The organism is Ciceribacter sp. L1K23 (assembly GCF_018122705.1).
GTDB lineage: Bacteria > Pseudomonadota > Alphaproteobacteria > Rhizobiales > Rhizobiaceae > Allorhizobium.
In genome coordinates this window covers 1,310,510-1,336,835 of the sequence record NZ_JAGRRC010000001.1, presented here as the reverse complement: position 1 = coordinate 1,336,835, position 26,326 = coordinate 1,310,510, and the positions used below count along the sequence as shown (strand labels likewise).

The 26,326-nt window shown below is 62.7% G+C and carries 23 protein-coding genes and 1 riboswitch; of the genes, 8 read left to right on the top strand and 15 right to left on the bottom strand.

Annotated elements, in window-relative coordinates:
* From J5J10_RS06155 to J5J10_RS06140, 4 genes are all read right to left on the bottom strand, one after another.
* Complete coding sequence (locus J5J10_RS06155) at positions 1-1,869, bottom strand: HAMP domain-containing methyl-accepting chemotaxis protein (RefSeq protein ID WP_211929236.1); 1,869 nt, start codon at positions 1,867-1,869, stop codon at positions 1-3.
* A gap of 169 nt (positions 1,870-2,038) precedes the next feature.
* Positions 2,039-2,722, bottom strand: coding sequence for a 5,6-dimethylbenzimidazole synthase (bluB, locus tag J5J10_RS06150; protein WP_211929235.1), 684 nt, complete (start codon positions 2,720-2,722; stop codon positions 2,039-2,041).
* Between the two features lie 45 nt (positions 2,723-2,767).
* Positions 2,768-2,964, bottom strand: a riboswitch (cobalamin riboswitch).
* Between the two features lie 44 nt (positions 2,965-3,008).
* A complete protein-coding gene (locus J5J10_RS06145) occupies positions 3,009-3,839 on the bottom strand; it encodes a PD40 domain-containing protein (RefSeq protein ID WP_211929234.1) in 831 nt (276 codons plus the stop codon).
* A 24-nt stretch (positions 3,840-3,863) separates the two neighbouring features.
* Positions 3,864-5,543, bottom strand: coding sequence for an NAD+ synthase (locus J5J10_RS06140; protein WP_211929233.1), 1,680 nt, complete (start codon positions 5,541-5,543; stop codon positions 3,864-3,866).
* A 215-nt stretch (positions 5,544-5,758) separates the two neighbouring features.
* Here J5J10_RS06140 and J5J10_RS06135 point away from each other — a divergent pair, with 215 nt between their 5' ends.
* Positions 5,759-7,690, top strand: a complete 1,932-nt coding sequence (locus J5J10_RS06135) for an LTA synthase family protein (RefSeq protein ID WP_249116685.1) — start codon at positions 5,759-5,761, stop codon at positions 7,688-7,690.
* Positions 7,691-7,845: 155 nt separating this feature from the next.
* The gene (locus J5J10_RS06130) at positions 7,846-8,781 is read left to right on the top strand and encodes a hypothetical protein (RefSeq protein WP_249116684.1); all 936 of its coding nucleotides are present in this window, start codon (positions 7,846-7,848) and stop codon (positions 8,779-8,781) included.
* Here J5J10_RS06130 and J5J10_RS06125 read toward each other — a convergent pair.
* From J5J10_RS06125 to rpiA, 5 genes are all read right to left on the bottom strand, one after another.
* Positions 8,778-9,179, bottom strand: coding sequence for a GFA family protein (locus J5J10_RS06125; protein WP_211929232.1), 402 nt, complete (start codon positions 9,177-9,179; stop codon positions 8,778-8,780). The genes J5J10_RS06130 and J5J10_RS06125 overlap by 4 nt on opposite strands.
* Positions 9,180-9,281: 102 nt before the next feature.
* On the bottom strand, positions 9,282-10,658 hold the full coding sequence (locus J5J10_RS06120; protein ID WP_208551337.1) for a 3-deoxy-7-phosphoheptulonate synthase class II: 1,377 nt from the start codon (positions 10,656-10,658) through the stop codon (positions 9,282-9,284).
* A 181-nt stretch (positions 10,659-10,839) separates the two neighbouring features.
* On the bottom strand, positions 10,840-12,228 hold the full coding sequence (gene gor, locus J5J10_RS06115; RefSeq protein ID WP_211929231.1) for a glutathione-disulfide reductase: 1,389 nt from the start codon (positions 12,226-12,228) through the stop codon (positions 10,840-10,842).
* Positions 12,229-12,327: 99 nt separating this feature from the next.
* On the bottom strand, positions 12,328-12,888 hold the full coding sequence (locus J5J10_RS06110; protein WP_208551339.1) for a DUF2059 domain-containing protein: 561 nt from the start codon (positions 12,886-12,888) through the stop codon (positions 12,328-12,330).
* Positions 12,889-12,906: 18 nt separating this feature from the next.
* Complete coding sequence (gene rpiA / locus J5J10_RS06105) at positions 12,907-13,605, bottom strand: ribose-5-phosphate isomerase RpiA (protein WP_211929230.1); 699 nt, start codon at positions 13,603-13,605, stop codon at positions 12,907-12,909.
* Positions 13,606-13,751: 146 nt separating this feature from the next.
* On the opposite strand from rpiA, the gene J5J10_RS06100 reads away from it, so the two are divergent.
* On the top strand, positions 13,752-14,423 hold the full coding sequence (locus J5J10_RS06100) for an HAD family hydrolase (protein WP_211929229.1): 672 nt from the start codon (positions 13,752-13,754) through the stop codon (positions 14,421-14,423).
* An 18-nt stretch (positions 14,424-14,441) separates the two neighbouring features.
* On the opposite strand, the gene J5J10_RS06095 is transcribed toward J5J10_RS06100, so the two are convergent.
* On the bottom strand, positions 14,442-16,337 hold the full coding sequence (locus J5J10_RS06095) for a L,D-transpeptidase family protein (RefSeq protein WP_249116683.1): 1,896 nt from the start codon (positions 16,335-16,337) through the stop codon (positions 14,442-14,444).
* A 367-nt stretch (positions 16,338-16,704) separates the two neighbouring features.
* Between J5J10_RS06095 and fumC the strand changes: the two genes are divergently transcribed.
* Complete coding sequence (gene fumC / locus J5J10_RS06090; RefSeq protein ID WP_211929227.1) at positions 16,705-18,096, top strand: class II fumarate hydratase; 1,392 nt, start codon at positions 16,705-16,707, stop codon at positions 18,094-18,096.
* Positions 18,097-18,124: 28 nt separating this feature from the next.
* Here the strand turns inward: fumC and J5J10_RS06085 are convergent, their stop codons facing one another.
* Positions 18,125-19,000, bottom strand: coding sequence for a GGDEF domain-containing protein (locus J5J10_RS06085; RefSeq protein WP_211929226.1), 876 nt, complete (start codon positions 18,998-19,000; stop codon positions 18,125-18,127).
* 186 nt (positions 19,001-19,186) lie between these two features.
* Here J5J10_RS06085 and J5J10_RS06080 point away from each other — a divergent pair, with 186 nt between their 5' ends.
* Both J5J10_RS06080 and J5J10_RS06075 read left to right on the top strand, forming a co-directional pair.
* The gene (locus J5J10_RS06080; RefSeq protein ID WP_211929225.1) at positions 19,187-20,794 is read left to right on the top strand and encodes a fumarate hydratase; all 1,608 of its coding nucleotides are present in this window, start codon (positions 19,187-19,189) and stop codon (positions 20,792-20,794) included.
* A 198-nt stretch (positions 20,795-20,992) separates the two neighbouring features.
* Positions 20,993-22,054: a GGDEF domain-containing protein gene (locus tag J5J10_RS06075; RefSeq protein ID WP_211929224.1), complete on the top strand. Its 1,062-nt coding sequence runs from the start codon at positions 20,993-20,995 to the stop codon at positions 22,052-22,054.
* Between the two features lie 8 nt (positions 22,055-22,062).
* Here J5J10_RS06075 and J5J10_RS06070 read toward each other — a convergent pair whose 3' ends face one another.
* Positions 22,063-22,671, bottom strand: coding sequence for a pyridoxamine 5'-phosphate oxidase family protein (locus tag J5J10_RS06070; protein WP_211929223.1), 609 nt, complete (start codon positions 22,669-22,671; stop codon positions 22,063-22,065).
* Positions 22,672-22,706: 35 nt separating this feature from the next.
* Complete coding sequence (locus tag J5J10_RS06065) at positions 22,707-23,636, bottom strand: alpha/beta fold hydrolase (protein ID WP_211929222.1); 930 nt, start codon at positions 23,634-23,636, stop codon at positions 22,707-22,709.
* 47 nt (positions 23,637-23,683) lie between these two features.
* Here J5J10_RS06065 and J5J10_RS06060 point away from each other — a divergent pair, with 47 nt between their 5' ends.
* Positions 23,684-24,151 carry a MarR family transcriptional regulator gene (locus J5J10_RS06060; protein ID WP_211929221.1) on the top strand — a complete coding sequence of 156 codons (468 nt, stop codon included), beginning with the start codon at positions 23,684-23,686 and terminating at the stop codon, positions 24,149-24,151.
* Between the two features lie 3 nt (positions 24,152-24,154).
* Here the strand turns inward: J5J10_RS06060 and J5J10_RS06055 are convergent, their stop codons facing one another.
* Both J5J10_RS06055 and J5J10_RS06050 read right to left on the bottom strand, forming a co-directional pair.
* Positions 24,155-24,739, bottom strand: a complete 585-nt coding sequence (locus J5J10_RS06055) for a TMEM175 family protein (protein ID WP_211929220.1) — start codon at positions 24,737-24,739, stop codon at positions 24,155-24,157.
* A 23-nt stretch (positions 24,740-24,762) separates the two neighbouring features.
* The gene (locus tag J5J10_RS06050; RefSeq protein WP_211929219.1) at positions 24,763-25,125 is read right to left on the bottom strand and encodes a DUF971 domain-containing protein; all 363 of its coding nucleotides are present in this window, start codon (positions 25,123-25,125) and stop codon (positions 24,763-24,765) included.
* A 205-nt stretch (positions 25,126-25,330) separates the two neighbouring features.
* Between J5J10_RS06050 and moaA the strand changes: the two genes are divergently transcribed.
* Positions 25,331-26,320, top strand: coding sequence for a GTP 3',8-cyclase MoaA (moaA, locus tag J5J10_RS06045; RefSeq protein ID WP_211931153.1), 990 nt, complete (start codon positions 25,331-25,333; stop codon positions 26,318-26,320).
* Positions 26,321-26,326 lie beyond the last annotated feature (6 nt).

Below are 26,326 nucleotides of genomic sequence, written 5' to 3'. Positions count from 1 at the left end.
TCACGCGGCGCGTGACAAGCGGGGCTGCCGCTCCTGTGAAAGCCGGAACTGGCCGATCTGGCCGCTCATGTCCTCGGCTTCGCCCGCGAGTTTGTGTGCGGACGCGGTCATTTCCTCGACCATGGCGGCATTCTGCTGCGTGACCTGATCCATCTGCGAAATCGCGGAATTGATCTCGCTGAGGCCCATGGCCTGCTCGCGAGCACCCGTCACGATGTGGCGGATGTCATCGTTGATCTGGAGCACCTGCTGTTGGATCAGCGACAGGATTTCGCCGGACTGGTTGACCAGCGACACGCCGTTGCTGACGGCACCGTTCGACTGACTGATCAGCGCGGCGATCTCCTTGGCCGCGGTCGCGGACCGCTGCGCCAGTTCGCGGACTTCCTGGGCAACCACGGCGAAGCCCTTGCCGGCATCGCCAGCACGCGCGGCCTCGACGCCGGCGTTGAGCGCGAGCAGGTTGGTCTGGAAGGCGATCTCGTCGATCACGCCGATGATCTGGCCGATTTGCGAGGAACTCCGCTCGATGTCACCCATGGCCTTGATCGCGTTGCGCACGATACCGTCCGACTGGTCTGCCCGCTTGCTCGCCTCGGCGACCTTCTGGCCCGCCTCGTCGGCGATACGGGAGGCGTTCTTCACCGTGTCGGTGATTTGCCCGAGAGCCGCCGCGGTCTCTTCGAGCGCTGCCGCCTGCTGCTCGGTCCGCCGCGCCAGGCCGTCTGAGGCGGAACGCATCTCGGCCGAGTCGCCACGGATTTCGTCGGAGATGTTCGAGATATCGGTCATCGCCCGCTGAAGCTTCTCCGCCGACTGGTTGAAGTTGAGGCGAAGCCGGTCGTATTCGCCGTCGAAGGTGGTGTGGATACGGGCCGTCAGGTCACCCCCGGCAAGACGGTCGAGCGCGTCGGCCAGAACGTCGACCGTCGACTTAGACCGATTGAATTCGGCGGTCCGCCGCGCCTCTTCCGACGAGCGCATGTCGTCCATTTCCAGCCTGCGGCGCTTGTCTTCCTCGTCCGCCTGCTGCTTGGCGAGAAGGTTCTCTCGGAACTTGACGAAGGCGCGGGCCAGATCTCCGATCTCGTCGCCGCGATCGGCGCCGTCGAGCGAGACCGACAGCTTTCCTTCCGCAAGGCCGTTCATGGCGCCGGTCGCCCGCGTCAACGGCCGCATCAGGCGCCGCGACACGAAAAACGCCAGCGCGATGCCGCACAGCACGGTGAAAGCGCCAAGCAGCTCCATAACCAGCAGCATCCGGGCGCCGTTCGCCTGCACGCTGACCAGCGCCGCCCCGGCCTCGGCGTCGCTTTTCGCGACGATGCCGGAGACGATCGACGTCATCGATTCCACTTCGGCCTGCAGCGCGTCGGACACGGCGTCGAAATTGCCCATGAGGACATTGCCCTTCTCCGGCCCACCCGCGATATAGGCCTTGGCCATCTCGATGCCGCCGGCGTGGAACTCATCGTACCGCGCGACGAGCTGACCAATGGCGGAGGCCAGTTCGGGTGAATTGAGTTTCGACGCAAGCTGCGTAATGCCACCCGCATATTCGTTCAGATGCCGCGCCTCTTCCTCGGCGAGCGCGAAACCGTCATCGAGACCGTCTCTGCCCTGTGTAGCCGAAATATCGGTCAGCGATTCCTGCGTGCTGACAACGGAGAGCTCGACATTCTTCTGGAGCGTCACCAGCTCGCGGATGAGCAGCGCTTCGTTCTGTGTGCGCTCATGCAGGTCAATCACATCAGCGAGCTGCCGCTGACCAACAATATCCGAGATGACAAGCGATCCGGCGCTCAGGGCAACGAGGCCCGCCACGGCAACGGGCACCGCCCGGCCAAGTCTAACATTTCCAAAAGACATGATTTCTCCGCTCAAACACTCTCGTGCGCAGCAACCGCCCCTAGGGGGATCAATGATCCCGCATAGGCAGCTCGTTGCCGTTACGTGATGCTGAAATTAGTAATCGTCCTTTAAAATAACATTAAACATATGATGCAGCTTTTAAGCGACCGATCGAATTCAGACACCTTTAGGACGAAGGCCATGCCTCCTCGAAGACGAGTTCATCGAGCGGCATCCGCTGCCGCCAGCCCTTGATCGCAAGCTCCGGCTGATCATAGAGCCTCTCGACATAGCCGAGACAGAACCAGCCGATGATTTCCACATGCTCGGGAATGTTGAGGAGCACACGCAGATCCTCCTGGTGGAAGATGCTGACCCAGCCCATGCCGATCCCCTCAGCCCTCGCCGCGAGCCAGAGGTTCTGCACCGCGCAGACGGAGGAATAGCTGTCCATGCGCGGATTGTGGGTCCGGCCAAGAACCACCGGACCGCTCCGCGTCGGGTCGCAGGTGACGCAGATGCCGACGGGCGCCTTGCGGATGCCCTCCAGCTTCAGCCGCATGTATGCGTCACGACGCTCCTGCGGAAACATGGCCGCCGCCTCGTCGTTGGCACGGCTGAAGGCTTGCCAGACAGCCTGCCGCTTTGCCTCGTCGCGCACCACGATGAAGTTCCACGGCTGCATGAAGCCGACGGAGGGCGCGGCGTGGGCGGCTTCCAGCAGGCGACGCACGAGGGTGTCGGGCAGAGGGTCGGGCAGGAACTGGTCGCGCACGTCGCGGCGCGTATGAATGGCGCGGTAGACCGCTTCCCGCTCTTCCGGCGAAAAGGCAGCGGCCCGCACGAGATGGTCGTTCGGTTCGTCGTGCATCGTCAAATCCCCAACGGTGCATGCGACCGCCTGCCGTCCACGCAGGCAAAGCCTATCTCGTCAGGCCGGTCTTCTGGCTCGGCTTCGTCTGCCTTTCCCGCCTTCCCGGCGAAACCGCCAGTGGCCGGAGCAACCGCTCCCTGGAAAAGTCATCCGCCTCACAGCGTTGGGCACGCACCGGATTTCCACCGGCTTCCCGATTCTCCCCCGTCGCCGAGGGCACCTGACGATGATGTTCTAGCGCGCCCGGAGGGCAAGGCAAAGCCCTGCCTGCGACACCCGGATGCTATTCCGGGAAATAGCGGACGAAGGCGAACGCGCTGCCGTCCGGCGACCAGTTGGGCACATTGATGCTGCCCTGCCCGCCGAAGAACTCGAACAGCGTCTCGACATCGCCGCCATCGGCATCCATCAGCCGAAGCCGGACGGTCTTGTCGCGTGAATGGTCGAAGACGTCGGCGTCATAGGAGAGAAACAGCACCTTGCTGCCATCGGGCGACGGATGCGGAAACCAGTCGCCGTAACCGTCCGACGTCAGTTGCTCGAGCCCGGTGCCATCGGGATGCATGCGCCAGATCTGCATCAGACCGGTGCGGCTGGAATTGAAATAGATCCACTGTCCGTCGGGCGAATAGTCGGGTCCGTCATTGCGGCCCTCGCCCGATGTCAGTCGCCGCTCGGCGCCGCCGTTGACGGAGATCGTATAGATATCGAACTGGTCGTCGCGGATGCCGCAATAGGCGAGCTCTCGCCCGTCCGGCGACCAGCCGTGCCAGTAGGACGGCATGTTGGCCGTCACCTGCCGCGGCTGGTCATCCCCGTCGCCGAGGATATAGATGCACGATTTGCCGAACAGCGTCTTGTCGGAGAAGGCAATCGAGGCGCCATCGGGCGAAAGCCCGTGGTCGTTGTTGAGACGCACCGCGAAACCCGTGTCGATCAGTTCCGGCTCCGGATCGTCCTCGTCGAGCGGCAGGGCATAGAGCAGGCCATCGCCGTTGATAACGAGGAAATCCCCGTCGCGCGACCAGTTGGGCGCCTCGACCAAGTCTTCCGTCTGCCAGACGACCTCGCATTCGCGTGTCGCAATGTCATAGATCTCGACCGAACTGCGCATCCGGGCCTCCTCCCGATGAAGGGTTCAACGATCCCGGAAGCGATTGGTGATCGGATAGCGACGATCGCGGCCGAAATTCTTCTTGGTGATCTTCACGCCCGGCGCCGACTGGCGGCGCTTGTATTCGGCCAAATAAAGCAGGTGCTCGACGCGATGGACGGTCGCGATGTCATGGCCACGGGCGACGATCTCGTCGACCGACATCTCCTTTTCGACGAGGCATTCGAGAATGTCGTCGAGAACCGGGTAAGGCGGGAGAGAATCCTGGTCGGTCTGGTTGGGGCGAAGCTCGGCCGACGGCGCCTTGGACAGGATATTCGCGGGGATCACCTCGCCCGAAGGCCCGAGCGCACCGGGCGGCACGTGGCTGTTGCGCCAGGCCGACAACGCGTAGACCTGCATCTTGTAGAGGTCCTTGATCGGGTTGAACCCGCCGTTCATGTCGCCGTAGAGCGTGGCGTAGCCGACCGACATTTCCGACTTGTTGCCGGTGGTCACGACCATCGACCCGAACTTGTTGGAGATCGCCATCAGGATCGTGCCGCGCGTCCGGCTCTGCAGGTTTTCCTCGGTGATGCCGCTCTCGGTGCCTTCGAACATCTCCGACAAAGCCGACAGGAAGCCTTCCACCGGTTCGGCGATCGGGACCGTATCGTAATGGCAGCCGAGCGCCTTTGCACAGGCTTCGGCATCGGTGAAGCTCTCCTGCGACGTGTAGCGATAGGGCAGCATCACGGTGCGCACCCTCTCCTCGCCCAGCGCATCGACGGCGATCGCCGCGCAGATGGCGGAATCGATCCCGCCCGAAAGGCCGAGCACCACGCTCTTGAATCCGTTCTTGTTGACGTAATCGCGGAAGCCCAGCATGCAGGCGCGGTAGTCCGCCTCCTCGGCCGTCGGGATTTTCGACACCGGGCCGCTGTCGCAGCGCCAGCCGTCGGCCGAGCGCTTCCACGTCGATACGTATTGCGTCTGCTCGAACTGGCTCATCTGGAAGGCGAGCGTCTTGTCGGCGTTGAAGGCAAAGCTCGCGCCGTCGAAGACGAGTTCGTCCTGGCCGCCCAGCTGGTTGGCATAGACCATCGGCAATCCAGTCTCGATCACCTGCCTGAGCACCACCTGGTGTCGCACGTCGACCTTGCCGCGATAGTACGGAGAGCCGTTCGGCGAGAGCAGGATTTCAGCCCCCGATTCCGCCAGCGTCTCGCAGACGCCAAGATCGCCCCAGATATCCTCACAGATCGGAATGCCGATCCGAACCCCCCTGAAATTAACCGGTCCCGGCATGTCGCCGGCGACAAAGACGCGTTTCTCGTCGAACTCTCCGTAGTTCGGCAGATCGACCTTGTCGCGGATCGCGACGATCTTGCCGCCGTCGAGCAGCGCCACCGAATTGTGCCGCCCGGCCTCGCACTGGCGCGGAAAGCCGATCACCACGCCCGGACCGCCGTCGGCCGTCTCGGCGGCCAGTTCCTCGACCGCCGTCAGGCAGGCCTTCAGGAAGGCCGGCTTGAGCACGAGGTCTTCCGGCGGATAGCCGGAGATGAAGAGTTCCGTCAGCATCACCAGGTCCGCCCCATGGGCGGCGGCCTCCGCACGCGCCTCGCGGGCCTTGGCAAGGTTGCCCGTCACGTCACCCACGGTCGGGTTCAGCTGGGCGATGGAAATGCGGAGTGTGTCGGTGCGTGAAGGCGTGTCGGTCATGTCCATTCCTCTACCGTGCGCGCCCACCGATCGCAATCGCGAAGCCGCCTCGCAAGCCCCTTCTTCGCACCGCAAAATTTTTTCGCCGGAACAAAGTTCCCCGCCGCCGGTTCATCTGGCGTTCATGACAGTAATGTGACAGTGATATGACGCAATCGTCATGAAGGCCGGATTTTTCGAAACTGGCCAATCCGAACCATCGCTGGAGAACCGAGTTGGCCGACACTGCCTCCGACACCACCGCTGTGACCGCCGCCATGCCGGCGAATGGCCGCTCGCTCGAGGTCGGCAATGCGCGGTTTGTCATCCGTTGCGCCAGCCGCATGGCGATATCCGGAGCGCTCGCGCTGCTTCTGGTTTTCGTCACCGAATGGATCTCCCGTGGCAGCATCGTCGACATCGGCAACTATCTCCTGGCCCCGGATCGCCCGGGTCTCGCGGTCGTCGGCGTGCTGTTCCTCGTCTTCCTCGGGCTCGACGCGCTGTTCGGCCGCGCGCACCAGGCCGCGCTGGTCCTTTTCCCGGCCGCTCTGCTGCTTGCCTTCTTCTCCAGCCAGAAGCAGCTCTATCTGTCCGACCCACTCTACCCAAGCGACATGCTGTTCGGCCGGCAGATCGCCGAACTGCTGCCCGTGATGGCCGCAGCCCAGCCGCTGAAGGCCGTGGCGGCCGGGATCGGCCTTCTCGTCGTCTGCGCCCTCCTGGTCTACATGTGGATCTTCGGCCGGCGCAATTTCAACGCCATTCCCATAGGCGGCCGGGCTCTGCGGCTTGTCGTTGCCGTGCCGCTTCTTGTGGCCTTCGTCCCGCTGCTCGATTACACCCGCTTCTACGAGCTGCGCGACCGGCTGAACATGATCCCGATGATGTGGGATCAGCAGGAAAACTATCGCCACAACGGCTTCCTGCTCGCCTTTGCCTTCAACGTGCCGATGACGAATGTCACCGCCCCCGAGGGATATGGCGCCGAAGCGATCGACATGATCCCCTCGCCCGGCAATGTCTACGGCTATTCCCCGAGCCGTCAGCCAGACGTGATCGTCGTCATGAGTGAATCGCTGTGGGACCCGACGCGACTGTCGAATGTCGAGCTCTCCAAGGATCCGATGCCGGTCATCCGCGCCAACCAGTCGGGCCAGGTATTCTCGCCGGAATTCGGCGGCATGACCGCCAATGTCGAGTTCGAGGCTCTGACCGGTTTTTCGAACGCCTTCCTGCCCTATGGCAGCATTCCCTACCAGCAATATATCCGGGGCGAGCTTCCCTCGCTCGCCACCTTCTTCCGCTCCAAGGGATATGTGGCCAAGGCCTTTCACCCCTTCCAGAGCTGGTTCTGGAACCGCGGCAGCGTCTATAGCCACCTCGGCTTCGAAAGCTTCCTGTCGGAGGAAAATCTGCCGGCAATGGAAAAGCGCGGCATCTTCGCCTCCGATGCCTCGCTTACCGACAGCCTGATCCGCGAGGCCGATCGCAGCAGCGCGCCGTTCTTCTTCTTCGCCGTGACGCTGCAGGGTCATGGACCTTATGAGGCGAACCGCTATGTCAAGAACACGGTAGGCGTGGAGAGCGACGTGCTCTCGCCGTCAGCTCATGCTTCCCTCGCAACCTATGCGCAGGGCGTGCGCGAGGCCGACGACAGCCTCAAGCGGCTGATGGACTGGGCGAAGAAGCGCAAGCGCGAAACGATCATCGTGCTCTTCGGCGACCACCTGCCGCCGATGGGCGACGTCTACACCCAGACCGGCTACATGGAAAAGCCCGTTGCCACCCGCAAGGCCTCGCCTGCGATCATGGCGCGCGAGCATGAGACACCGCTTGTCGTCTGGTCGTCCAGGCGCGGCGTGCAGAAGGACCTCGGATCGATCAGCCCGTCGCAGTTGCCCTACCACGTCGTCCGCCTGACGGGTTTCCGCCATCCGTTCTATACCGGCCTGCTGCGCGATGTTCAGAACCGCTATGCCGTGGTCGACCGTCACCAGCTGATCGACCGCGAGGGCCGCGGTTATCCCGACTGGCAGATAAACGGCGCCGACCGTGATCCGCTGCTGAAGAATTACGGCCTGCTGCAATACGATATGATGTTCGGCAAGGCCCACGCCGGGGAACGCTATTTCCCGGAACTGGGCGAGCTGCAACCAAGCACGTGAGGTTGTCCTTCCGGCATCACTAAAGTAGCTTGTTTATCATAATAATGCATATCAGTTGACTTTTTCGGGTATCGCCCGTTGATATCGAGTGGCGGGCTGTCCGTAGTCTGACCCTGCGCTTCCGCACGGCTGTTCCGTGCCTTGTGATCTGACCGATGATGCTGAAAATCGAAGCCGTTGCCGCGCCGCAATCCCGCCCCCTGGACCGCGAGGATATCCAGTCCCATCCGCTGTTCGCGGAAATCGAGCGCCAGATCGCGCTGCATCTCATCGCCATCCACGATCGCACGCCGCGCCTGTCGCGCCTCAAGGCCTCGCACCGCAAGTGGCTGATGACGCATTCGCTTTTCGCGCTGAGCCTGCAGCGCCGCGACGACGATCCGCTGTCGGGGCTGACGGCCACCCGCTTCGTCGACACCGTAATGCGGCTTGCGGCCGCGAGCCGGAACACCGCGACCGCCTATCTGGCCGAACTGGTCGCCTACAAGTTTCTCCGCGACGTGCCTGACGTCCCCGACCGCCGCGTGCGCGTGCTCGAGACGACGGAAGCGGCCTATGACGCCATGCTCAGCTGGTTCAATGGCCACCTGGCGTGCCTCGACCGTCTGGACGGCGGCACCCGCCAGCAGCGGAGCCTTGCCGACGGACGGATCTTCCGGCTGGCCCAGCCGATGATCGCCGAACGCCTGTCGGAAGACCCCCTTTGGCGCGATCCGCCCGACAGTATCGGCAACTTCCTCTGGTCCGACTATGGCGGCATGGTCCTGCACGACTTGATCACCCGCATCGAACACTACGATCCGCAGGCGGAAACGACCGAGATCGCCCCGCTGGCGCTGTCGACGCTGAGCGACAAGTACATGCTCTCCACCACCAATCTGAAGCGCATGTTCAAGAAAAGCGAGGACGACGGGCTGATCGGCTGGGAGCAACCGCGTCGTCGGGGGCACATGTGGTTCTCGCGCTCGTTCCTGCACGACTATTTCCAGTGGCAGTCGGCCAAGTTCGCAGCCGTCGACGCGGCGTTCCACGAGGCAAGCTCGCGCTTGGACGACAATCGTTGGACAGCCGCACCGGGTGCATCCGGCTAGGCCGTGCACCCCTGCGGATAGCGCGGCTTGCCGTCGTCGATCTCGTAGAAATCACCCTTGTCGGCGCAGAAGATGTGGTAGCCGATCGACAGGCCGCTCGGCTGCTCGAAGGCACCGGCCATCACGGACACATAGTCCTCGCCATCGCCCTGCCAGAACAGCGCCGACCCGCAGACCCGGCAGAAGCCCCGGCTTGCCGTATCGCTGGCGCGATACCATGTGACATTGTCGGCGCCCTCCACCTCGATCCTGTCGCGCGCCACATTGGTCGCGGCATAGTAGAGCCCCGTCTGCTTGCGGCATTGCGAACAATGGCAGGCGATCACCTCGCGCAACGGCCCTCGCGTTGAAAACCGGACCGCGCCGCACAGGCAGCCGCCGCGATGCTCATCGTTCATCCCTCACTCCCCTCAAACGAAAACCGGGCCAGCATTTCCATGCCGGCCCGGTCCGTCAACTTAAAAGCGGTGAAGCTTAGCTTCAGCCGTTTTCACCGGCCATCAGCCGTTGGCGACCATCATCCGCTTTTCGTCGCGGCCGCTCTTCATCCGCTCGGCCAGCAGGAAGGCCAGTTCCAGCGCCTGGTCGGCGTTGAGGCGCGGGTCGCAATGGGTGTGGTAGCGATCCTGCAGGGCTTCCGCCGTGACCGGACGGGCGCCGCCAGTGCACTCGGTCACGTCCTTGCCGGTCATCTCGATATGGATGCCGCCCGGATGCGAACCCTCGGCCCGGTGGATCTGGAAGAAGCTCTCGACTTCCGACAGAACGCGCTCGAACGGGCGGGTTTTGTAGTTGTTGAGCGTGATCGTGTTGCCGTGCATCGGATCGCACGACCAGACGACCTTGCGGCCTTCCTTCTCGACGGCGCGGATCAGCTTCGGCAGATGGTCGGCGACCTTGTCGTAGCCGAAGCGGCAGATCAGCGTCAGGCGGCCGGCCTCGTTTGCCGGGTTCAGCGCGTCGATGAGCTCGAGCAAGCCGTCAGCCGTCAGCGACGGACCGCATTTCAGGCCGATCGGGTTCTTGATGCCGCGGAAGTATTCGACATGCGCATGATCCGGCTGACGCGTCCGGTCGCCGATCCACAGCATGTGGCCGGACGTCGCGTACCAGTCGCCGGTGGTGGAATCCACCCGGGTCATCGCTTCCTCGTAACCGAGAAGCAAAGCTTCATGGCTGGTGAAGAAATCGGTCTCGCGCAGGCTCGGATTGTTTTCCGACGAAATCCCGATCGCCCGCATGAAATCCATGGTCTCGGAAATGCGGTCGGCGAGCTTACGGTAGCGTTCCGCCTGGGGCGAGTCCTTGATGAAGCCCAGCATCCACTGGTGGACGTTTTCCAGGTTGGCATAGCCACCCATCGCGAAGGCGCGCAGCAGGTTGAGCGTCGCGGCGGACTGGCGGTAGGCCATGATCTGCCGTTCCGGATTCGGAATGCGCGATTCCGGCGTGAACTCGATGCCGTTGATGATGTCGCCCCGGTAGCTCGGCAGTTCGGTGTCACCGGACTTCTCGAAATCGGACGACCGCGGCTTGGCGAACTGGCCGGCAATACGGCCGACCTTGACGACCGGCAGCTGGGCGCCGAAGGTCAAGACGACAGCCATCTGCAGGAAGGCGCGGAAGAAGTCGCGGATATTGTCGGCGCCGTGTTCGGCGAAGCTCTCGGCGCAGTCGCCGCCCTGCAGCAGGAAGGCATTGCCTTCCGCCACTTCGGCAAGCTGCTTCTTCAGGCGGCGTGCCTCACCCGCGAAAACGAGCGGCGGAAAGCTTGCGAGCCGCCCTTCCGCGGCCGCCAGCGCGGCAGCATCCGGATAGGCCGGAACCTGCTTGATCGGCTTTTGCCTCCAGCTGTTCGGGGTCCAGTTCTGTGCCATGTCATCACCTGTTGTCGATCGGGCCGGCATATCCGGCTTTTTGAATGGGCGGCTTATAGACGGTTAATCGGGTCTTGCAAAGCCGCAGTGCGACGCCCGCTGTCCGATTCGACACCCCTTCTCCGGCAAAAGCCATCAAAAAAGATGCTGCATCGCAACGGAAACGCAGCGCTTTCCGTGCCTAGACCCGCTCCCCGTTCCGGACGCGGTAGGTGGGGCTATACATCGTCACCAATTCTTCCGCCGCCGTCGGGTGAACGGCCATGGTGCGGTCGAAATCGTCCTTGGTGACGCCCGCCTTCAGCGAAACGCCAAGAAGCTGCGCCATCTCGCCGGCGTCGTGACCGAGGATATGGGCACCCACCACCTTGCGGTCCGCAGCGTTGACGATCAGCTTCATGATCATCTTTTCCTGCCGCCCGGAGAGCGTCGCCTTCATCGGCCGGAACTGGGCGCGATAGACCTCGATCTCCTCGAAGCGCTTCGCCGCATCCTCCTCGCTCAGCCCAACGGTGCCGATTTCCGGCTGCGAGAAGACGGCGGTGGCGATCAGATCGTGGTCCGGTGCGGTTGGATTGTTCTTGTATTCGGTCTCAATGAAGCACATCGCCTCGTGGATGGCGACGGGGGTCAGCTGCACCCGGTCCGTCACGTCGCCGAGCGCGTAGATGTTCGGCACGTTGGTGCGGGAATATTCGTCGACGATGACCGCACCACGATCATTGACCGCCACGCCCGCGGCCTCGAGGCCGAGACCGGCGGTGTTCGGATCGCGGCCAAGCGCCAGCATCACCTGATCGGTGGACAGGTGGCCGTTGTTTTTCGTCTCGGCCAGCAGGCCGCCGGCGGCGGTACGGCTGACCTTGGTGATGATATCCTCGCAGAGGATGCGAATACCCTTGGCTTCCATCGCCTCGTGCAGCCCGTGACGCATGTCCTGATCGAAGCGCGACAGGATTTCCTTGCCCCGATAGATCAGTGTCGTATCGACGCCGAGGCCGTGGAAGATATTGGCGAATTCCACCGCGATATAGCCACCGCCGGCGATCACGATCGAGCGGGGCAGTTCCTCCAGATGGAAGGCATCGTTGGAGGTGATGCAGAGCTCGTATCCCGGCAGCGAGGCGTGCGGATTGGCCGAACCGCCGACGGCGATGACGATGCGCTCGGCCGTCACCACCTTGCCGCTCTTCACGAGCCTGATGTTGTGCGGCCCAACCAGTTCCGCCCGCGTCTCGAGGATTTCCGCACCGGCGTTTTCCAACCCCTTGCGGTAGAGACCCTCAAGCCGGGCGATTTCCCTGTCCTTCGCCTCGATCAGCGCCTTCCAGGAGAACGAAGTGTCGCCGACCGTCCAGCCATAGCCGCGGGCGTCTTCGAAATGCTCGTGAAACTGAGATGCGTAGACGAAAAGCTTCTTCGGCACGCAGCCGCGGATGACGCAGGTGCCGCCGAACCGGTACTCCTCGGCGATGGCCACCCTCTTGCCCATGGCCGCGGCGAGCCGGGCGGAGCGTACACCGCCGGAGCCGCCGCCGATTACGAAAAGGTCGTAGTCGAACTGGGTCATGGTCATCTCCGGATTAACAACGTGAAAAGCCGCCCTTCTCAGGCGGCCATTGGAAAGAAGGCCCGGACATGGTGTCCCGGGCCTTGATTTGCAAGACGATCAGGGATTGGCCGGAGCCGCGGTCCCCTCGGCGGCCGCCCCGTCCGCCGGCTGCTGCGTCGGCACGAGCTTCAGCATTTCCTCGTTGGTCTTGGTGCTGAGGTCACGCTGGATGCCCGATGCCCAGATGTCGGCGGCCTTCAGCATTTCGCGCGCCGCGATCGGACCGTCCTTCAGGAGCTTCTTGCCCGTTTCGCTGCCGTAGAAGTCGGCGATCGCCTTCAGTTCCTCGACGCTGAACGACTTGGCGTAGACCAGCGCCGCTTCGCGCTCCAGATCGGCACGACGCGGGGCCAGCGACAGCGCCGTCTGGTCGACCGTAGCGGAGATCTGATCCTCAAGGTTCGGATAGTTGAGGATAAGTTCGCGCTTCAGCCTTTCAGCAAGCGTCGGCAGGATGTTGTCGAACTGGTTCGTCAGGCCCAGCGCGCTGATCGCGGCGCGCGCAGCCTGCACATGTTCTTCCGGCACGTCTTGCGCCCGGGCCGAGGCACCAAGGGCAAGTCCGCTGATGACGATAGCGACCGATACGGCGCGGCCGAAGCCCGTTTTCGTGAACATGAAACTCATTGCTCCTGTTTATTTTTGTCTCTCGACCGTGCGCGCGCCGGACGGACCGGCGATGATCGCAAGCGCAGCCAGATTGATGAAAAGCCCGTGCTCGACGACCCCCGGAATCGCGTTCAGCGAAGCTCCGAGCGCCTCTGCATCAGGAATACGGCCAAAAGATGCATCAAGGATCAGGTGCCCGCCATCCGTCATGAAAGGGTCATCGCCCGACTTCCGCGGGGCGATTTCGCCGCTCAAACCGAGCCGGGCGGCCACCTTCTCGACAGCGATCCGCGTCGCCACCTGACCGAAGGGATTGATCTCGATCGGCAACGGGAATGCGCCCAGCGTGTCGACCATCTTCGTCTCGTCGGCGATGACGATCATCCGCGAGGAGGCCGCAGCGACGATCTTCTCGCGCAGCAGAGCGCCACCGCCACCCTTGATGAGACGCAACGAGCGATCCACCTCGTCGGCGCCGTCGATGGTCAGGTCGAGTTCGGGGAGTTCGTCGAGCGATTTCAGCGGCACGCCGAGTTCGACACACAGACGAGCGGTACGTTCCGATGTCGGAACGCCCTCCACCTTGAGGCCCGACGCGACCTTTTCCGCCAGCAACCGGACGAATTCTTCGGCGGTCGACCCAGTCCCGATCCCGAGCCGCATGCCGTCCTCGACATGCGACAGCGCCGCCTCGGCGGCCTTGATCTTCATCTGGCGGGCGTCCATGCGCCGGATACTCCGTCTGTTTCGTCGCAAGCTGTTTACACGCCTCGCCCGCCAAACGAAAGCCCCTTTTGCCACCCTCGCGCGCCTTGCATTTCGGGCATGCGTGACGTACGCGCAGACCATGAAACGCTTCGAAAGGCCGCGCCGTGACAGTCACCACAATCGTATTCGACCTCGACGGAACGCTGGTGGATACCGCTCCGGACCTGATGCACAGCCTGAACCACACGATCGCCGCTGTCGGTCTGGCGCCTGTCGGCTACCAGGACATAACTCATCTCGTCGGACAGGGCGCCAAGGTGATGATCGAGCGCGCCTTCAGGCTGCGTGAAGCACCCCTGGCGGATAGCGAACTGCCAGCCCTTCTCGACCGTTTCATCGACCACTATTCCGCGCATATGCCGGGCGAAAGCCTCCCCTTTCCGGGGGTCGTCGACGCCCTCGACCGGCTGACGGCTGCCGGCTACCGGTTGGCGGTATGCACCAACAAGATGGAGCGCCTTGCCGTTCCGCTGATCGCAAAGCTCGGCCTTGGCGATCGTTTCGCCGCGATAGCGGGCGGCGACACCTTCCCCACCCGCAAACCGGATGGGGCGCATATCGTCTCGACGGTTGAAAAGGCGGGCGGCGATCCCCGCCGTGCGATCATGGTCGGCGACAGCGTCAACGACATTCTGGCGGCCCAGAATGCCCGAATGCCTTCGATCGCCGTGCCGTTCGGGTATTCGGACGTTCCGGTCGACACACTCGGCGCCGACCGCATCATCGGTCACTTCGACCAGCTGACATCGGAACTGGTCGAAGCTCTTCTCGCCTGAAGCCGTTGAGCCAGGGCGTCAGCCCTGGGCTTCGCGTGCCTTGGTGGTGGCCTCGAACGCCTTCATCGTGTGCTCGTCGCGACCATAGACGTCGTCGAAGAACTCGACCTGACCGTCCTTGTTCGGCCATGCCGTGAAATAGGACACGTAGACCGGAATGTCGCCCTTGACCGGGATCGCCTTGTTGCGACCCTGGGCGATCTCCCGGCCGACGTCCTCGACGCTCGTGCCGAGCACCGCCGCCGCCATCACCCGCGGTTCGGCAAGGCGCACGCAGCCATGGCTGAGCGCCCGAACGTCACGCTGGAAGAAGCTCTTTTGCGGCGTGTCGTGCATGTAGATCGCGTGGCTGTTGGGGAACAGGATCTTCAGCTCGCCAAGCGCATTGCCGCCGCCCGGCGGCTGACGGACGTCGACGCTATGGGTAGAGTTCCAGTCGACCTGGCTCGATGCGACGGTTCGGCCCTTGTAGCTCACTTCATAGCCGAGACGATCGAGATACGTCGGATCCTGGCGCAGCTTCGGCAGCATCTCGTTGACGATGATTGACTGCGGCACGCCCCAATAGGGATTGACCTCGACGGTCTCGATCTTGTCCTGGAAGAAATAGGTCTGGTTGGCGCGCGAGCCGACGACGACGCGCATCGACAGCTGCTCGCGTCCATCATTGACATAATAGACACGATAGGCCGGCTGGTTGATGAAGACGTAGCGCGAGCCGAGATCGGCAGGAAGCCAGCGCAACTGCTCCATGGCGATCACGAGCTTGGAAATCTTCTCGGCATTGCTGTGCCCGACGAGCGCGCGGATCGTGGCGGGGCCAATGACGCCATCCGGCTTCAGGCCGGCTTCCTTCTGGAAATCCTCGACGGCAGCGACGAGTTCTGGCGTGTAATCCTGACCATCGACATAGGCTGAAAGCGTCGCGGCATGCGCAGCCTTCATCGCCTCCGATCCGTTCTTGCGCAGCGCCGCGACGACATTGCGCAGTTCGGCGCTTGTCTGGCCCGGCTTCAGCAGCGTGCCGCTGGCGATCACGATCGACGGACCCGACGAGGCTTCCGCGGCACGCAGCTTAACAAGTTCGCTCTTCAAAGCCGCGAATTGCGGGCTGGACGGGTCACGGTTCCGCAGATAGGCCGCGACATCGGGGCTGAGCCGCAGCATGTTGAGCACAGGTCCGAGGTTGACCGGCTTGCGCTTGAAGTCATGGTAACCGGAGAGCTTGTTCGGGTCGATCCGACCGCGCACCGTGTCCTGAACATAGGCGACGACCTTGGCCGACAGCATCAGCTCGAACCGTGCCAGGGCGCGGCGCTGGGCATCGATATCGGCACCGGCGAGCGTGGCTTCGGGAGGGCTGACCAGGTAGTCGGACGCATCCAGACCGACATCGCCTGCGGCAGCCAGCGCCGACATCGCCGATTTCGCCTTTTCGGTAACCGCATCGCCTTCGACCCAGATCAACGGCTTGCCGGAGGCATAATAAGCCTCGACCGCCTTGGCGACGTCGTCGGTCGCCAGAACCTTAGTCTCGGCAAGGGCCGCCCGAACGTCGGAAACAGGCGCAACCGAGCCGGTCGTCACGTCGGTGTCGGTCGCAGCCGGTGCGGAGACGGCGGGCAAAGCGATCTTGATCGGCCGCTGCGCCTCGGTCTTGTAGGTGTAGTAACGCGGTCCGCTCACCTTCGGCAGCGGTTCGGGATCGCCGTCGAGCATCGGCGCGGCAGCGGACGAGGAGCCGCCGAAAAGCGTGGGACGCTTTTCAGCATTCCTCTCTGTCGACTTGCCGGGGCCGCCGCGCAGAAGGTCCATCAGCGTGGTCGCGTGGGCATCCGCAACGAGGGCGGTGCTCGCAATCAGGGAAATGGACAGGGCCGAGGCCCAAACGAATGGTGTCTTGAACTTAGGCAATGTCATTCCCCGACGGATCTAGGCGAAGGCTGAATCGAAGTTTGGAGCTGAATGCTCCAGTTAGCGGATAGGCGAAAGGTTGAAAAGGCAAAGCCTGCAACACCCGTCGGCTAATTTGTCACTTGTCCGTGAGACGGCCACGGTGCTCGTCACAGGCCAACGATTGTAAAAGGGCCGCCAGTTAATGCAAAGTTAATCTGGACCGTAAAATCCACAGCATTCCTCGGTGACCTCGGAACGCCGCCAGCGCGTGAGCGAAAAACGATAAGATGACTGCAGACATCAAATTAACCGCTTCATCGTATCGCCGACCGGCAGGCCGTTGTGATAAGGCGATGGCCTGCAATTTCTGTGACGGAGACACTTCATGACGACGACACGCACCGAAACCGACACCTTTGGCCCGATCGACGTGGCGGCCGACCGCTACTGGGGCGCGCAAGCCGAACGCTCGCGCGGCAACTTCAAGATCGGCTGGGAAAAGCAGCCGCTGTCGGTCGTTCGTGCGCTCGGCATCGTCAAGCAGGCGGCCGCCCGCGCCAACATGGCGCTCGGCGTTCTCGATCCGAAGATCGGCAATGTGATCGTGGACGCCGCGCAGGAGGTGATCGACGGCAAGCTCGACGACCATTTCCCGCTGGTCGTCTGGCAGACCGGGTCCGGCACCCAGTCCAACATGAATGCCAACGAGGTGATCTCCAACCGCGCCATCGAAATGCTGGGCGGCGAGATGGGCTCGAAGAAGCCGGTCCACCCCAACGACCACGTCAACATGAGCCAGTCGTCGAATGATACCTATCCGACGGCCATGCACATCGCCTGCGCCGAGCAGATCGCCCATCACCTGATCCCGGCTCTCACCCATATGCACAAGGCGCTGGAGGCGAAGTCGCAGGCCTTCGCGCACATCATCAAGATCGGCCGCACCCATACGCAGGACGCGACGCCGCTCACGTTGGGTCAGGAGTTCGGCGGCTATGCAGCCCAGGTGCATTCGGCGATCAAGCGCATCGGCGACACCATGGGCGGACTGCTGGAACTCGCACAGGGCGGCACGGCCGTCGGCACCGGCCTCAATGCTCCTGTGGGCTTCGCCGAAAAGGTCGCAGAGGAAATCGCCAGGATTACCGGCATGCCGTTCGTGACCGCGCCCAACAAGTTCGAGGCGCTCGCCGCCCATGACGCAATGGTCTTTGCCCATGGCGCCATCAACGCCGCGGCCGCCGCCTGCTTCAAGATCGCAAACGACATCCGCTTCCTCGGCTCCGGTCCCCGCGCCGGACTCGGCGAGCTGGCCCTGCCGGAAAACGAACCGGGCTCGTCGATCATGCCCGGCAAGGTCAACCCGACCCAGTCGGAGGCGATGACTCAGGTCTGCGCCCACATCTTCGGCAACCAGGCGGCCATCACCTTCGCCGGCAGCCAGGGCCATTTCGAGCTCAACGTCTACAATCCGATGATGGCCTACAATTTCCTGCAGTCGGTACAGTTGCTCGGCGACGCCGCGATCTCCTTCACCGACAATTGCGTCGTCGGCATCCAAGCCCGCGAGGACAATATCAGGAAGGGCGTCGAGAATTCGCTGATGCTGGTCACGGCGCTGAACTCGCGTCTCGGCTACGACACCTGCGCGAAGATCGCCAAGACAGCCCACAAGAACGGCACGACGCTGCGCGAGGAAGCGGTCGGCGGCGGTTACCTGACGAACGAGGAGTTCGACCAGCTGGTGCGGCCGGAACTGATGATCGGTCCGAAGTAAGCCGCGTCACATCTCGGCGAGGTGAGCGTCAGACCGTGCTCACCTCGACACGGTTTCGTCCGGTTTCCTTCGCGCGGTAGACAGCCATATCCGCCGCGTGAATGAGTTCGGCGATCGACGGGTTTTTCGAGGCCCGCGTCGCAACGCCAAAGCTCGAAATCAACGAGCCCTGCTCCACGGCGTTCGTCGAGGCGGTCTCGAGAGTAGCGCGCAGGGCTTCCGCCCGTTCGCGCGCGTCCTTCTGGTTCGCCCCCACCAGGACCAGCGCAAACGTCTTCTCCGACAGGCGTCCGCCAAGATCGGCGGGGCCAAGGACACCGCGAACGATGTCGCCGACGACGACCAGAGCCCTGTCGGCCGCCTCGCGGCCATGCCGGCGGCGGATGTCGCCGTATCGGTCGAGGTCGAAGACGACGACGCTCAGCTTTCCCTGGCCGAGGACGACCTCCGCCAGCCGCTCATCGCCCATGTCATAGATGCCGCGCGCGTTCGCTAGTCCGGTCAAGGGGTCGCGCATGGCGCGCTCGGTCACCTGCTCTCCCAAAACGGCGATCTCGCCAACGAGGCCGCAGACGCCGCGCGTAACGATCCCGATCTCGCTATTTCCGCGCTTGTCGAGCCTGCTTTCGCTGAGATGACCGGTCGCGCGGTAGACGGAAATGGCCTTGGAAAGCCGGCGGATTGGTGAAACGATCTTCCACATCAGCCCGAGGCAGACGACAGTGCCGACCAGAGTGGCCCCGAGCACGGTCCAGAATGCCGCAAGGTCCTCAGCCAAGCCGCGCGAGAAGAACAGGGCGGCCAGCGCCAGCAGCGGCAGGTGGATGCAGACGAAGCTGACCACGAATATCCTGAAAATCATCGTCTGGTGCCACACCGGTGATTGCTGCGTCGTCATGCTCATTCCTGTCTCCGCTCGTCGTCTGCCGTCACCCCTCATGTCATGACAGACATTATGAATATCCTAAAAAAGGAATGCTATGTGATCGTCCTGACCGGCCGGGGCCATAGGCTTTCGGCTCATTGAATTTCCGCCGCGATAATCCTAAACCACGGCGATTTTCCGCGTCCGCACGAAAGGCTCGCATCCATGGCTGACGATCTCTTCCCGCTTGGCGAAGACCAGACCCCCTACCGCAAGATCACGTCGGACTACGTGTCGACGACCAGCTTCAACGGCAAGGACATCCTGACCGTCGATCCGGAAGGCATCCGCCTTCTTGCCGAAACCGCGATGGCCGACATCAACCATCTCTTGCGCCCGGGCCACCTCAAACAGCTGGCGTCGATCCTCGAAGACCCGGAAGCCACCGATAATGACCGTTTCGTCGCCTATGACCTGCTGAAGAACGCCAATATCGCCGCCGGCGGCATCCTGCCGATGTGCCAGGATACCGGCACCGCGATCGTGATGGCCAAGAAAGGCCGCCGCGTCTGGACCGAGGGCGGCGATTACGAGGCGCTCGCCCAGGGCGTGCGCGATGCCTATGAGCGCAAGAACCTGCGCTACTCGCAGCTCGCGCCGCTGAAGATGTTCGAGGAAAAGAACACGAAGACCAACCTGCCAGCACAAATAGACATCTACGAGGAGGGCGAGGACGCCTACAAGTTCCTGTTCATGGCCAAGGGCGGCGGCTCGGCCAACAAGACCTTCCTCTACCAGGGCACGCCCTCGCTGCTGACCCACGACCGGATGATCGACTTCCTCAAGGAGAAGATCCTGACGCTAGGTACGGCGGCCTGTCCCCCCTACCACTTGGCGATCGTCATCGGCGGCCTCTCGGCGGAGATGACGCTGAAGACGGTCAAGCTTGCTTCGGCGCGCTACCTCGACGACCTGCCGACCGAAGGCTCCGAAGGCGGCCACGCCTTCCGCGACATCGAGATGGAGAAAGAAATCCACAAGCTCACCCAGTCGATGGGCGTCGGCGCCCAGTTCGGCGGCAAGTATTTCTGTCATGACGTCCGCGTCATCCGCCTGCCCCGCCACGGCGCCTCGCTGCCGATCGGGCTCGGTGTCAGCTGTTCCGCCGACCGCCAGGCGAAGGGCAAGATCACGAAGGATGGCATCTATATCGAGCAGCTGGAAGCCGATCCGTCGAAATACATGCCTGATATCGACGAAAGCGCCCTCTCCTCCTCTGTCGTGAAGATCGACCTCAACCAGCCGATGAGCGCCATTCTGGCCGAACTGACGAAGCATCCGGTCAAGACGCGGCTGTCGCTGACAGGCACGATCATCGTCGCCCGCGACCTGGCTCATTCGAAGATCAGGGAACGGCTGGAAAAGGGCGAAGGCATGCCCGACTACATGAAGAACCACCCGGTCTACTACGCCGGCCCGGCCAAGACCCCTGCTGGCTACGCCTCCGGCTCCTTCGGCCCGACGACCGCCGGACGCATGGACAGCTATGTCGACCAGTTCCAGTCCTTCGGCGGTTCCATGGTGATGCTTGCCAAGGGCAACCGGTCCCGCGCGGTCCGCGAGGCCTGCAAGACGCATGGCGGCTTCTACCTCGGCTCGATCGGCGGCCCCGCCGCCCGCCTAGCACAGGACTGCATCAGGAAGGTTGAGGTGCTCGAATATCCGGAACTCGGCATGGAGGCGGTCTGGAAAATCGAGGTCGAGGACTTCCCCGCCTTCATCGTGACCGACGACAAGGGCAATGATTTCTTCCAGGAATTCAACCTTGGATGAATCGGGTACGTGCCGGGCAAAGCGGCAAGACTTTGCCCGGCACCCAAAAATTCAAATAAAGACAATCACTTGATTGGATTTTTGCTGAGACACCCAAGAATTACTGAACCACAACTGGGGTAATCTCCATTAAAACTTTTCAAACAATTTTACCGTAACCATTAAGCGAATGCGGTTTAAGAATTTGGGGGCATGCGGATGGCCACGGCAACGACGCCGAAGGGTATGAATCCGGACATTGGCGCACAGATCAGCTATGCCATGCGTTCCATGGGCATTGCCCCGATCCCGCGCAATTACGAGCTTTTTTACGAAGCCTACATAGGGTCCAATCCGGCGCTCAGCCGCGAACTGGCGGCACTCGGAAGCCAGGCGACCCAGGAAGAGCTCGACGCCATCGGCCAGCAGTATTTCTCTTCGCAGCATGGGCGAATGGTGGAGACTGCGCACGACCGGATCGCCGCCGAACTGGACAGCCTGCTTCGCCTGCTGCGCCAGGAACAGAATTCGCTGGAAAGCTACAGCCGCCTTCTCGGCGAAACCTATTCGCGCATCAATTCGAAGAACAACGCAAGCGCCGATATTCTCAGAAGCGCAATCACCATTCTGACGGAAGCAACCGAGGGCACCATGGCCCACGGAGAACAGACCGTTGAAAGCGTCACGCGCAAGTCCCACGAAATGGACATGGTGCGCAAAGAGCTCGACGAATACAAGCGGATCGCCAACACCGATTCTCTCACCCGTCTGTCAAACCGCCGCGCCTTCGACGACCGACTTGCCACGGTCTACGACGGCAGCGCCGGGCTCACCGGCCTCATCCTGATCGACATCGATCATTTCAAGCGCGTTAATGACAGTTTCGGCCATCCCGTCGGCGACAAGGTGCTCGCCACCGTCGCCACCGTGATCCGCAACCATGTGCGCAAGGACAGCTTCATCGCCCGGACCGGCGGCGAGGAATTCGCCGTCATCGTTGACGGACTGGGCGCGGAAGAAATCCAGCAAATCTGCGAGCGCGTTCGAACAGCGCTCGAGTCCACGCCGTTCAAGAACTCGAAGTCCGGCGTCAACTACGGCCCGATCACCATTTCTCTCGGCTACTGCATGGCAGGAGAAGCGGAAGATGCGGGCGACCTCTACAGCAAGGCCGATATCGCGCTCTACTGCGCCAAACATGCCGGACGAAACCGCACCAAGGTGTTCGAAGCCGGCATGCAGAAGGATTTCACGAAGAGCTGGTTGATCTATCGCCGCTGAACCGACGATTACCACATCGTTTTGGCGGCCCGCTCCGGCCACTGCCTGTCATAGGTTTCCTTGTCGAAATCGGCTTTCGCCGCCTGCAGGAGATCGCCGGGCGTTGGCAGGCTCTTCGGATCGGCGTAACGCTGCGGGTTCCAGAGTTGCGATCGGATCAGCGCGCGCGCGCACTGGAAATAGACCTCATCGATCTCGATCAGCACGACGCTGCGGGGGTGTTTTCCCTCCATCTCGAAGCTCGCGAGAAGGTCCGGATCGACGGATACGACGGCCTTGCCGTTGACGCGCATGGCCGTGTTCGAGCCCGGGACCAGGAACATCAGGGCAACGCGCGGATCGCGCACGATGTTGAGGAGCGAATCGATCCGGTTGTTGCCGCGCCAGTCCGGCAGCGCGAGCCGTGTCGGGCTTTCGACGCGGACGACGCTGCCATCGTCGCCGCGCGGAGAACAGTCCATGCCCTCCGGGCCGATGGTTGCCAGCGCCACGAACGGAGAGGCTTCGATCATCTGCCTGTATGCAGGCGTGAGAGACGCGGTGACCTTGACCACAGATGCTTCGCTGACACCGTCATAGATCGCCTTGAGCTCTTCCACGCTGCGAAGAATGGTCATGTCGGATGCGCCTCCCTTGGGGTGTCTCCCTGCTGCTATCGCCCGACCATATCAGTTTCATGACGACCGGCCACCGCCTCTGTCGCTGCATCTCCATGGGCGAAGGCGGCGACGGCTGCGATGACCTCCGGGGCGCTGACGATGCGCCGGTGACCGTGACCGTTCGCCCATTCGAGGCGAACATGTTCACCTAAACCTTCGTATCTGCGGGCGTGGCGGGGATGGACCTCCTTGTCGTCCTCGGCATGGATCACCAGCAAAGGGCGTCCCAGGCGGCGGGCGATTGTAACGGTGTCAAACGCCTCCAGCGTCGTCCCGACCCTGCGCTCCGCGTGGCCGAAAAGACGCCTCTGCGCCTTGGGCGGCAGCCCCACCATGGCGAAGAAATCCTCGAAGATGAACTCAATTTGCGATGGTGCGCCGAGAACAGCGAGCCTCGGCGCCCGCACCGCCTCAATGCCCGGGAAAATCCCTCCGGCAGCAACCAGCAGCGACGCGCCACCGAAGGAATGGCCGACCGCCGCGTCGAACGGCCCGAGCGTCTTTTCGACCGCCGCGATCGCCTCGGCCGCCAGCCGCATGTCGAGCGCTCTTCCGTAGGATCGCCCATGGCCTGGCAGATCGAGGACGGTGACGTCGAGGCCGCTGGCGCGCAACCCCGAAGCCAGACCGGCCAGATATTCCGCCCGCGATCCCCAGCCGTGGATGATCAGGACCCGTGGCGCGTCGTGGCACGAAAGCCTGTACGTCATGACGGCGCCCGAGCCGGTCGGGACCGCGACACGCTGCGCGCTGGCGAGCGTCCGCACGCCCTCATCGAACGCCTTGCGGGCCTTCTCGCCTGCCGGCCGGCGGGACGGGGTTCGACGGAACAGCCGCCAGGCAAGCCTGCCGGCCAGATCCGGCGCGACCGCACCAAGCCCGCCGACTCCGAGACGGGTGACCTTGAGCAGAAACGGTGGCATAGTCGGGACTCCGGAAATATGTTCAACTATGAACAATAAGAACAAATATGGACGAAAATCAAGTTCTGCCTTGGGATCATCCGCGATTTCGCAGCTGGATAGCCGTCGGCCGCGCCTGCCAGATGATGCAACAAGCCCTGTCGCGGTCGCTCGCACCCCTCGACATCAAGCCGCCGCATCTCGACATTCTCGTCAATCTCTACCGTTTCGAAGGCATCTCGCAGCAGGAACTGGCCCGCAAGCTTCTGGTCGGCCGCTCCAACATGAGCATGCTGCTGCCGCAGATGGAAAAGCGCGGACTGGTGGAGCGTCGCGGCGATCCGGCCGACAAACGCGTCCTGCGGCTTTATTTGACGGAGAGCGGCAACGCGCTGACCCGCAAGGCCATGGTCATCCAGACGGAGCTGATCGAAGCGACGCTGTCGGCCACTCCGCTCGAAGAATGCCTTGCCATGGCCGAAGTGATGGAGGCACTGACCCGCCGGTTGCAGTCCGAGGAAAAGTTAGCCTGCTGACGCTCAGTTGCGGTGATCAACCACAACTTTCTCCAGACGTCGATCCGGCACGATCCACATCAGGGCGACGACCGCGTAGAGACCGTAGGATATCAGCGGAGACACGAAGGCCAGAGCAATCGCCGTCACGTATATGAAAGGCGAGATCAGTCCTTTTACGTCCCGACCAAGGGCCGATCTTAGTGCGTCCCGCCGGGACGACGAGTTGATGATCTGCACCTGGAGAATCTTGTAGGCGATCGCCGCCATCAGCATGACCGCGCCGTAGCAGGCGGCCGGCATCGCGGCGCCATGCGACTCACCCACCCAGCCGGTGACGAATGGCACGAGAGACAGCCAGAACAGCAGATGCATATTGGCCCACATCTCGCGCGCCGTGGTCCGCCCGCAGAACGTCAAGAGATGATGGTGATTGTTCCAGTAGATCGCCACATAGACGAAGCTCAGCACGTAGCTGAGAAATACCGGTAGAAGCGGAATGAGATTAGCGAGGTCCTCGCCGTGCGGAACCTTGAGTTCCAGCACCATGATGGTGATAACGATCGCAAGCACCCCGTCACTGAATGCTTCCAGTCGTGCCGTACTCATGACGCTCTCCCTCGCCCGTGTCGTCAGCGAGGATCGCGGCTGAGCCCCTTTTCCGCAAGTGCCTTCTCATAGTCGGCGAATTTTTCAGCGCCACTCTCCCCGAGCTCGCCGAGATAGATCCAGGTGAAGATGCCGCTGTCGTGACCGTCGTCGAAACCGATGCGCACCGCATAATTGCCGGTGGGGGTCATCGACGAAATCGCAACCAGGCGTTTGCCGGGCACGGTAACGCCCTGCCCCGGCCCGTGACCCTGGACCTCCGCCGAGGGAGACAGAACCCGCAGCATTTCGGCCGGAAGCGCGTAGGACGCCCCGTCATTGAAACTGACTGTCAGGGTTCGCCTGTCCTTGGAAACCTTGAGTTCGGTCGGCCAGATGTCGGTCATGAGCGCAATATCCCGCGAGTTTTCAGAGGCAGACCTAGTCGCCGCACGACCGCCGCGCAAGAGATTTTGAACCGATTGCACGTACCCTTCCTTGACCGGATTGCCCGCAAGTCCCAGATTAGCCGCAAGCTTAGGGAGACATGCCTTGGACAACAGCATCGCGGCCTTTCGGGAGGGAAAACCTCTTGCCGCCGCCGAAGGACCGATGATCGACCCGTTCGGACGCGCGGTGACCTATCTCAGGGTCTCCGTCACCGACCGTTGCGATTTCCGCTGCACCTATTGCATGGCGGAGAACATGTCGTTCCTTCCCAAGAAGGATCTGCTGACGCTGGAAGAGCTGGACAGGCTCTGTTCCGCCTTCATCGCCAAGGGCGTGCGCAAACTGCGCCTGACGGGCGGCGAGCCGCTGGTACGCAAGAACATCATGTATCTCGTCCGGCAGCTGGGGAGGCACATCGAGACCGGCGCGCTGGATGAATTGACGCTGACGACCAACGGCTCGCAACTTGCCCGCTTCGCCACCGAGCTTTATGACTGCGGCGTCCGCCGCATCAACGTTTCCCTCGACACGCTTGACCCGGCCAAGTTCCGCGCGATTACCCGCTGGGGCGAGTTCGACAAGGTCATGGAAGGCATCGAGGCCGCCCAGTCCGCCGGCCTGAAGGTCAAGCTGAACGCGGTTGCCTTGAAGGGCTTCAACGAGGACGAATTGCCGGAAATGCTTCGTTTCGCCCATGGCCGGGGCATGGACCTGACCCTGATCGAGACCATGCCCATGGGCGAGATCGACGAGGATCGCACGGACCAGTATCTACCACTCTCCGAAGTGCGGGCCCGGCTCGCCGAAACCTTCACTCTGAAGGACAACCTCTTCCGCACTGGCGGACCGGCCCGCTATGTCGATGTTGCAGAGACGGGCGGACGGCTGGGCTTCATCACGCCGATGACCCATAATTTCTGCGAGAGCTGCAACCGCGTCCGCCTCACCTGCACCGGAACGCTCTACATGTGCCTGGGGCAGAACGACGCGGCGGATCTGCGGACAGCGCTCAGGGCGTCCGATGATGACGCCTACCTTCACAGCGTCATAGACGAGGCGATCCTGCGCAAACCGAAGGGCCACGACTTCATCATCGACCGGGAGCATCGCCGCCCGGCTGTCGCGCGCCACATGAGCGTCACCGGCGGCTGAGCGCCG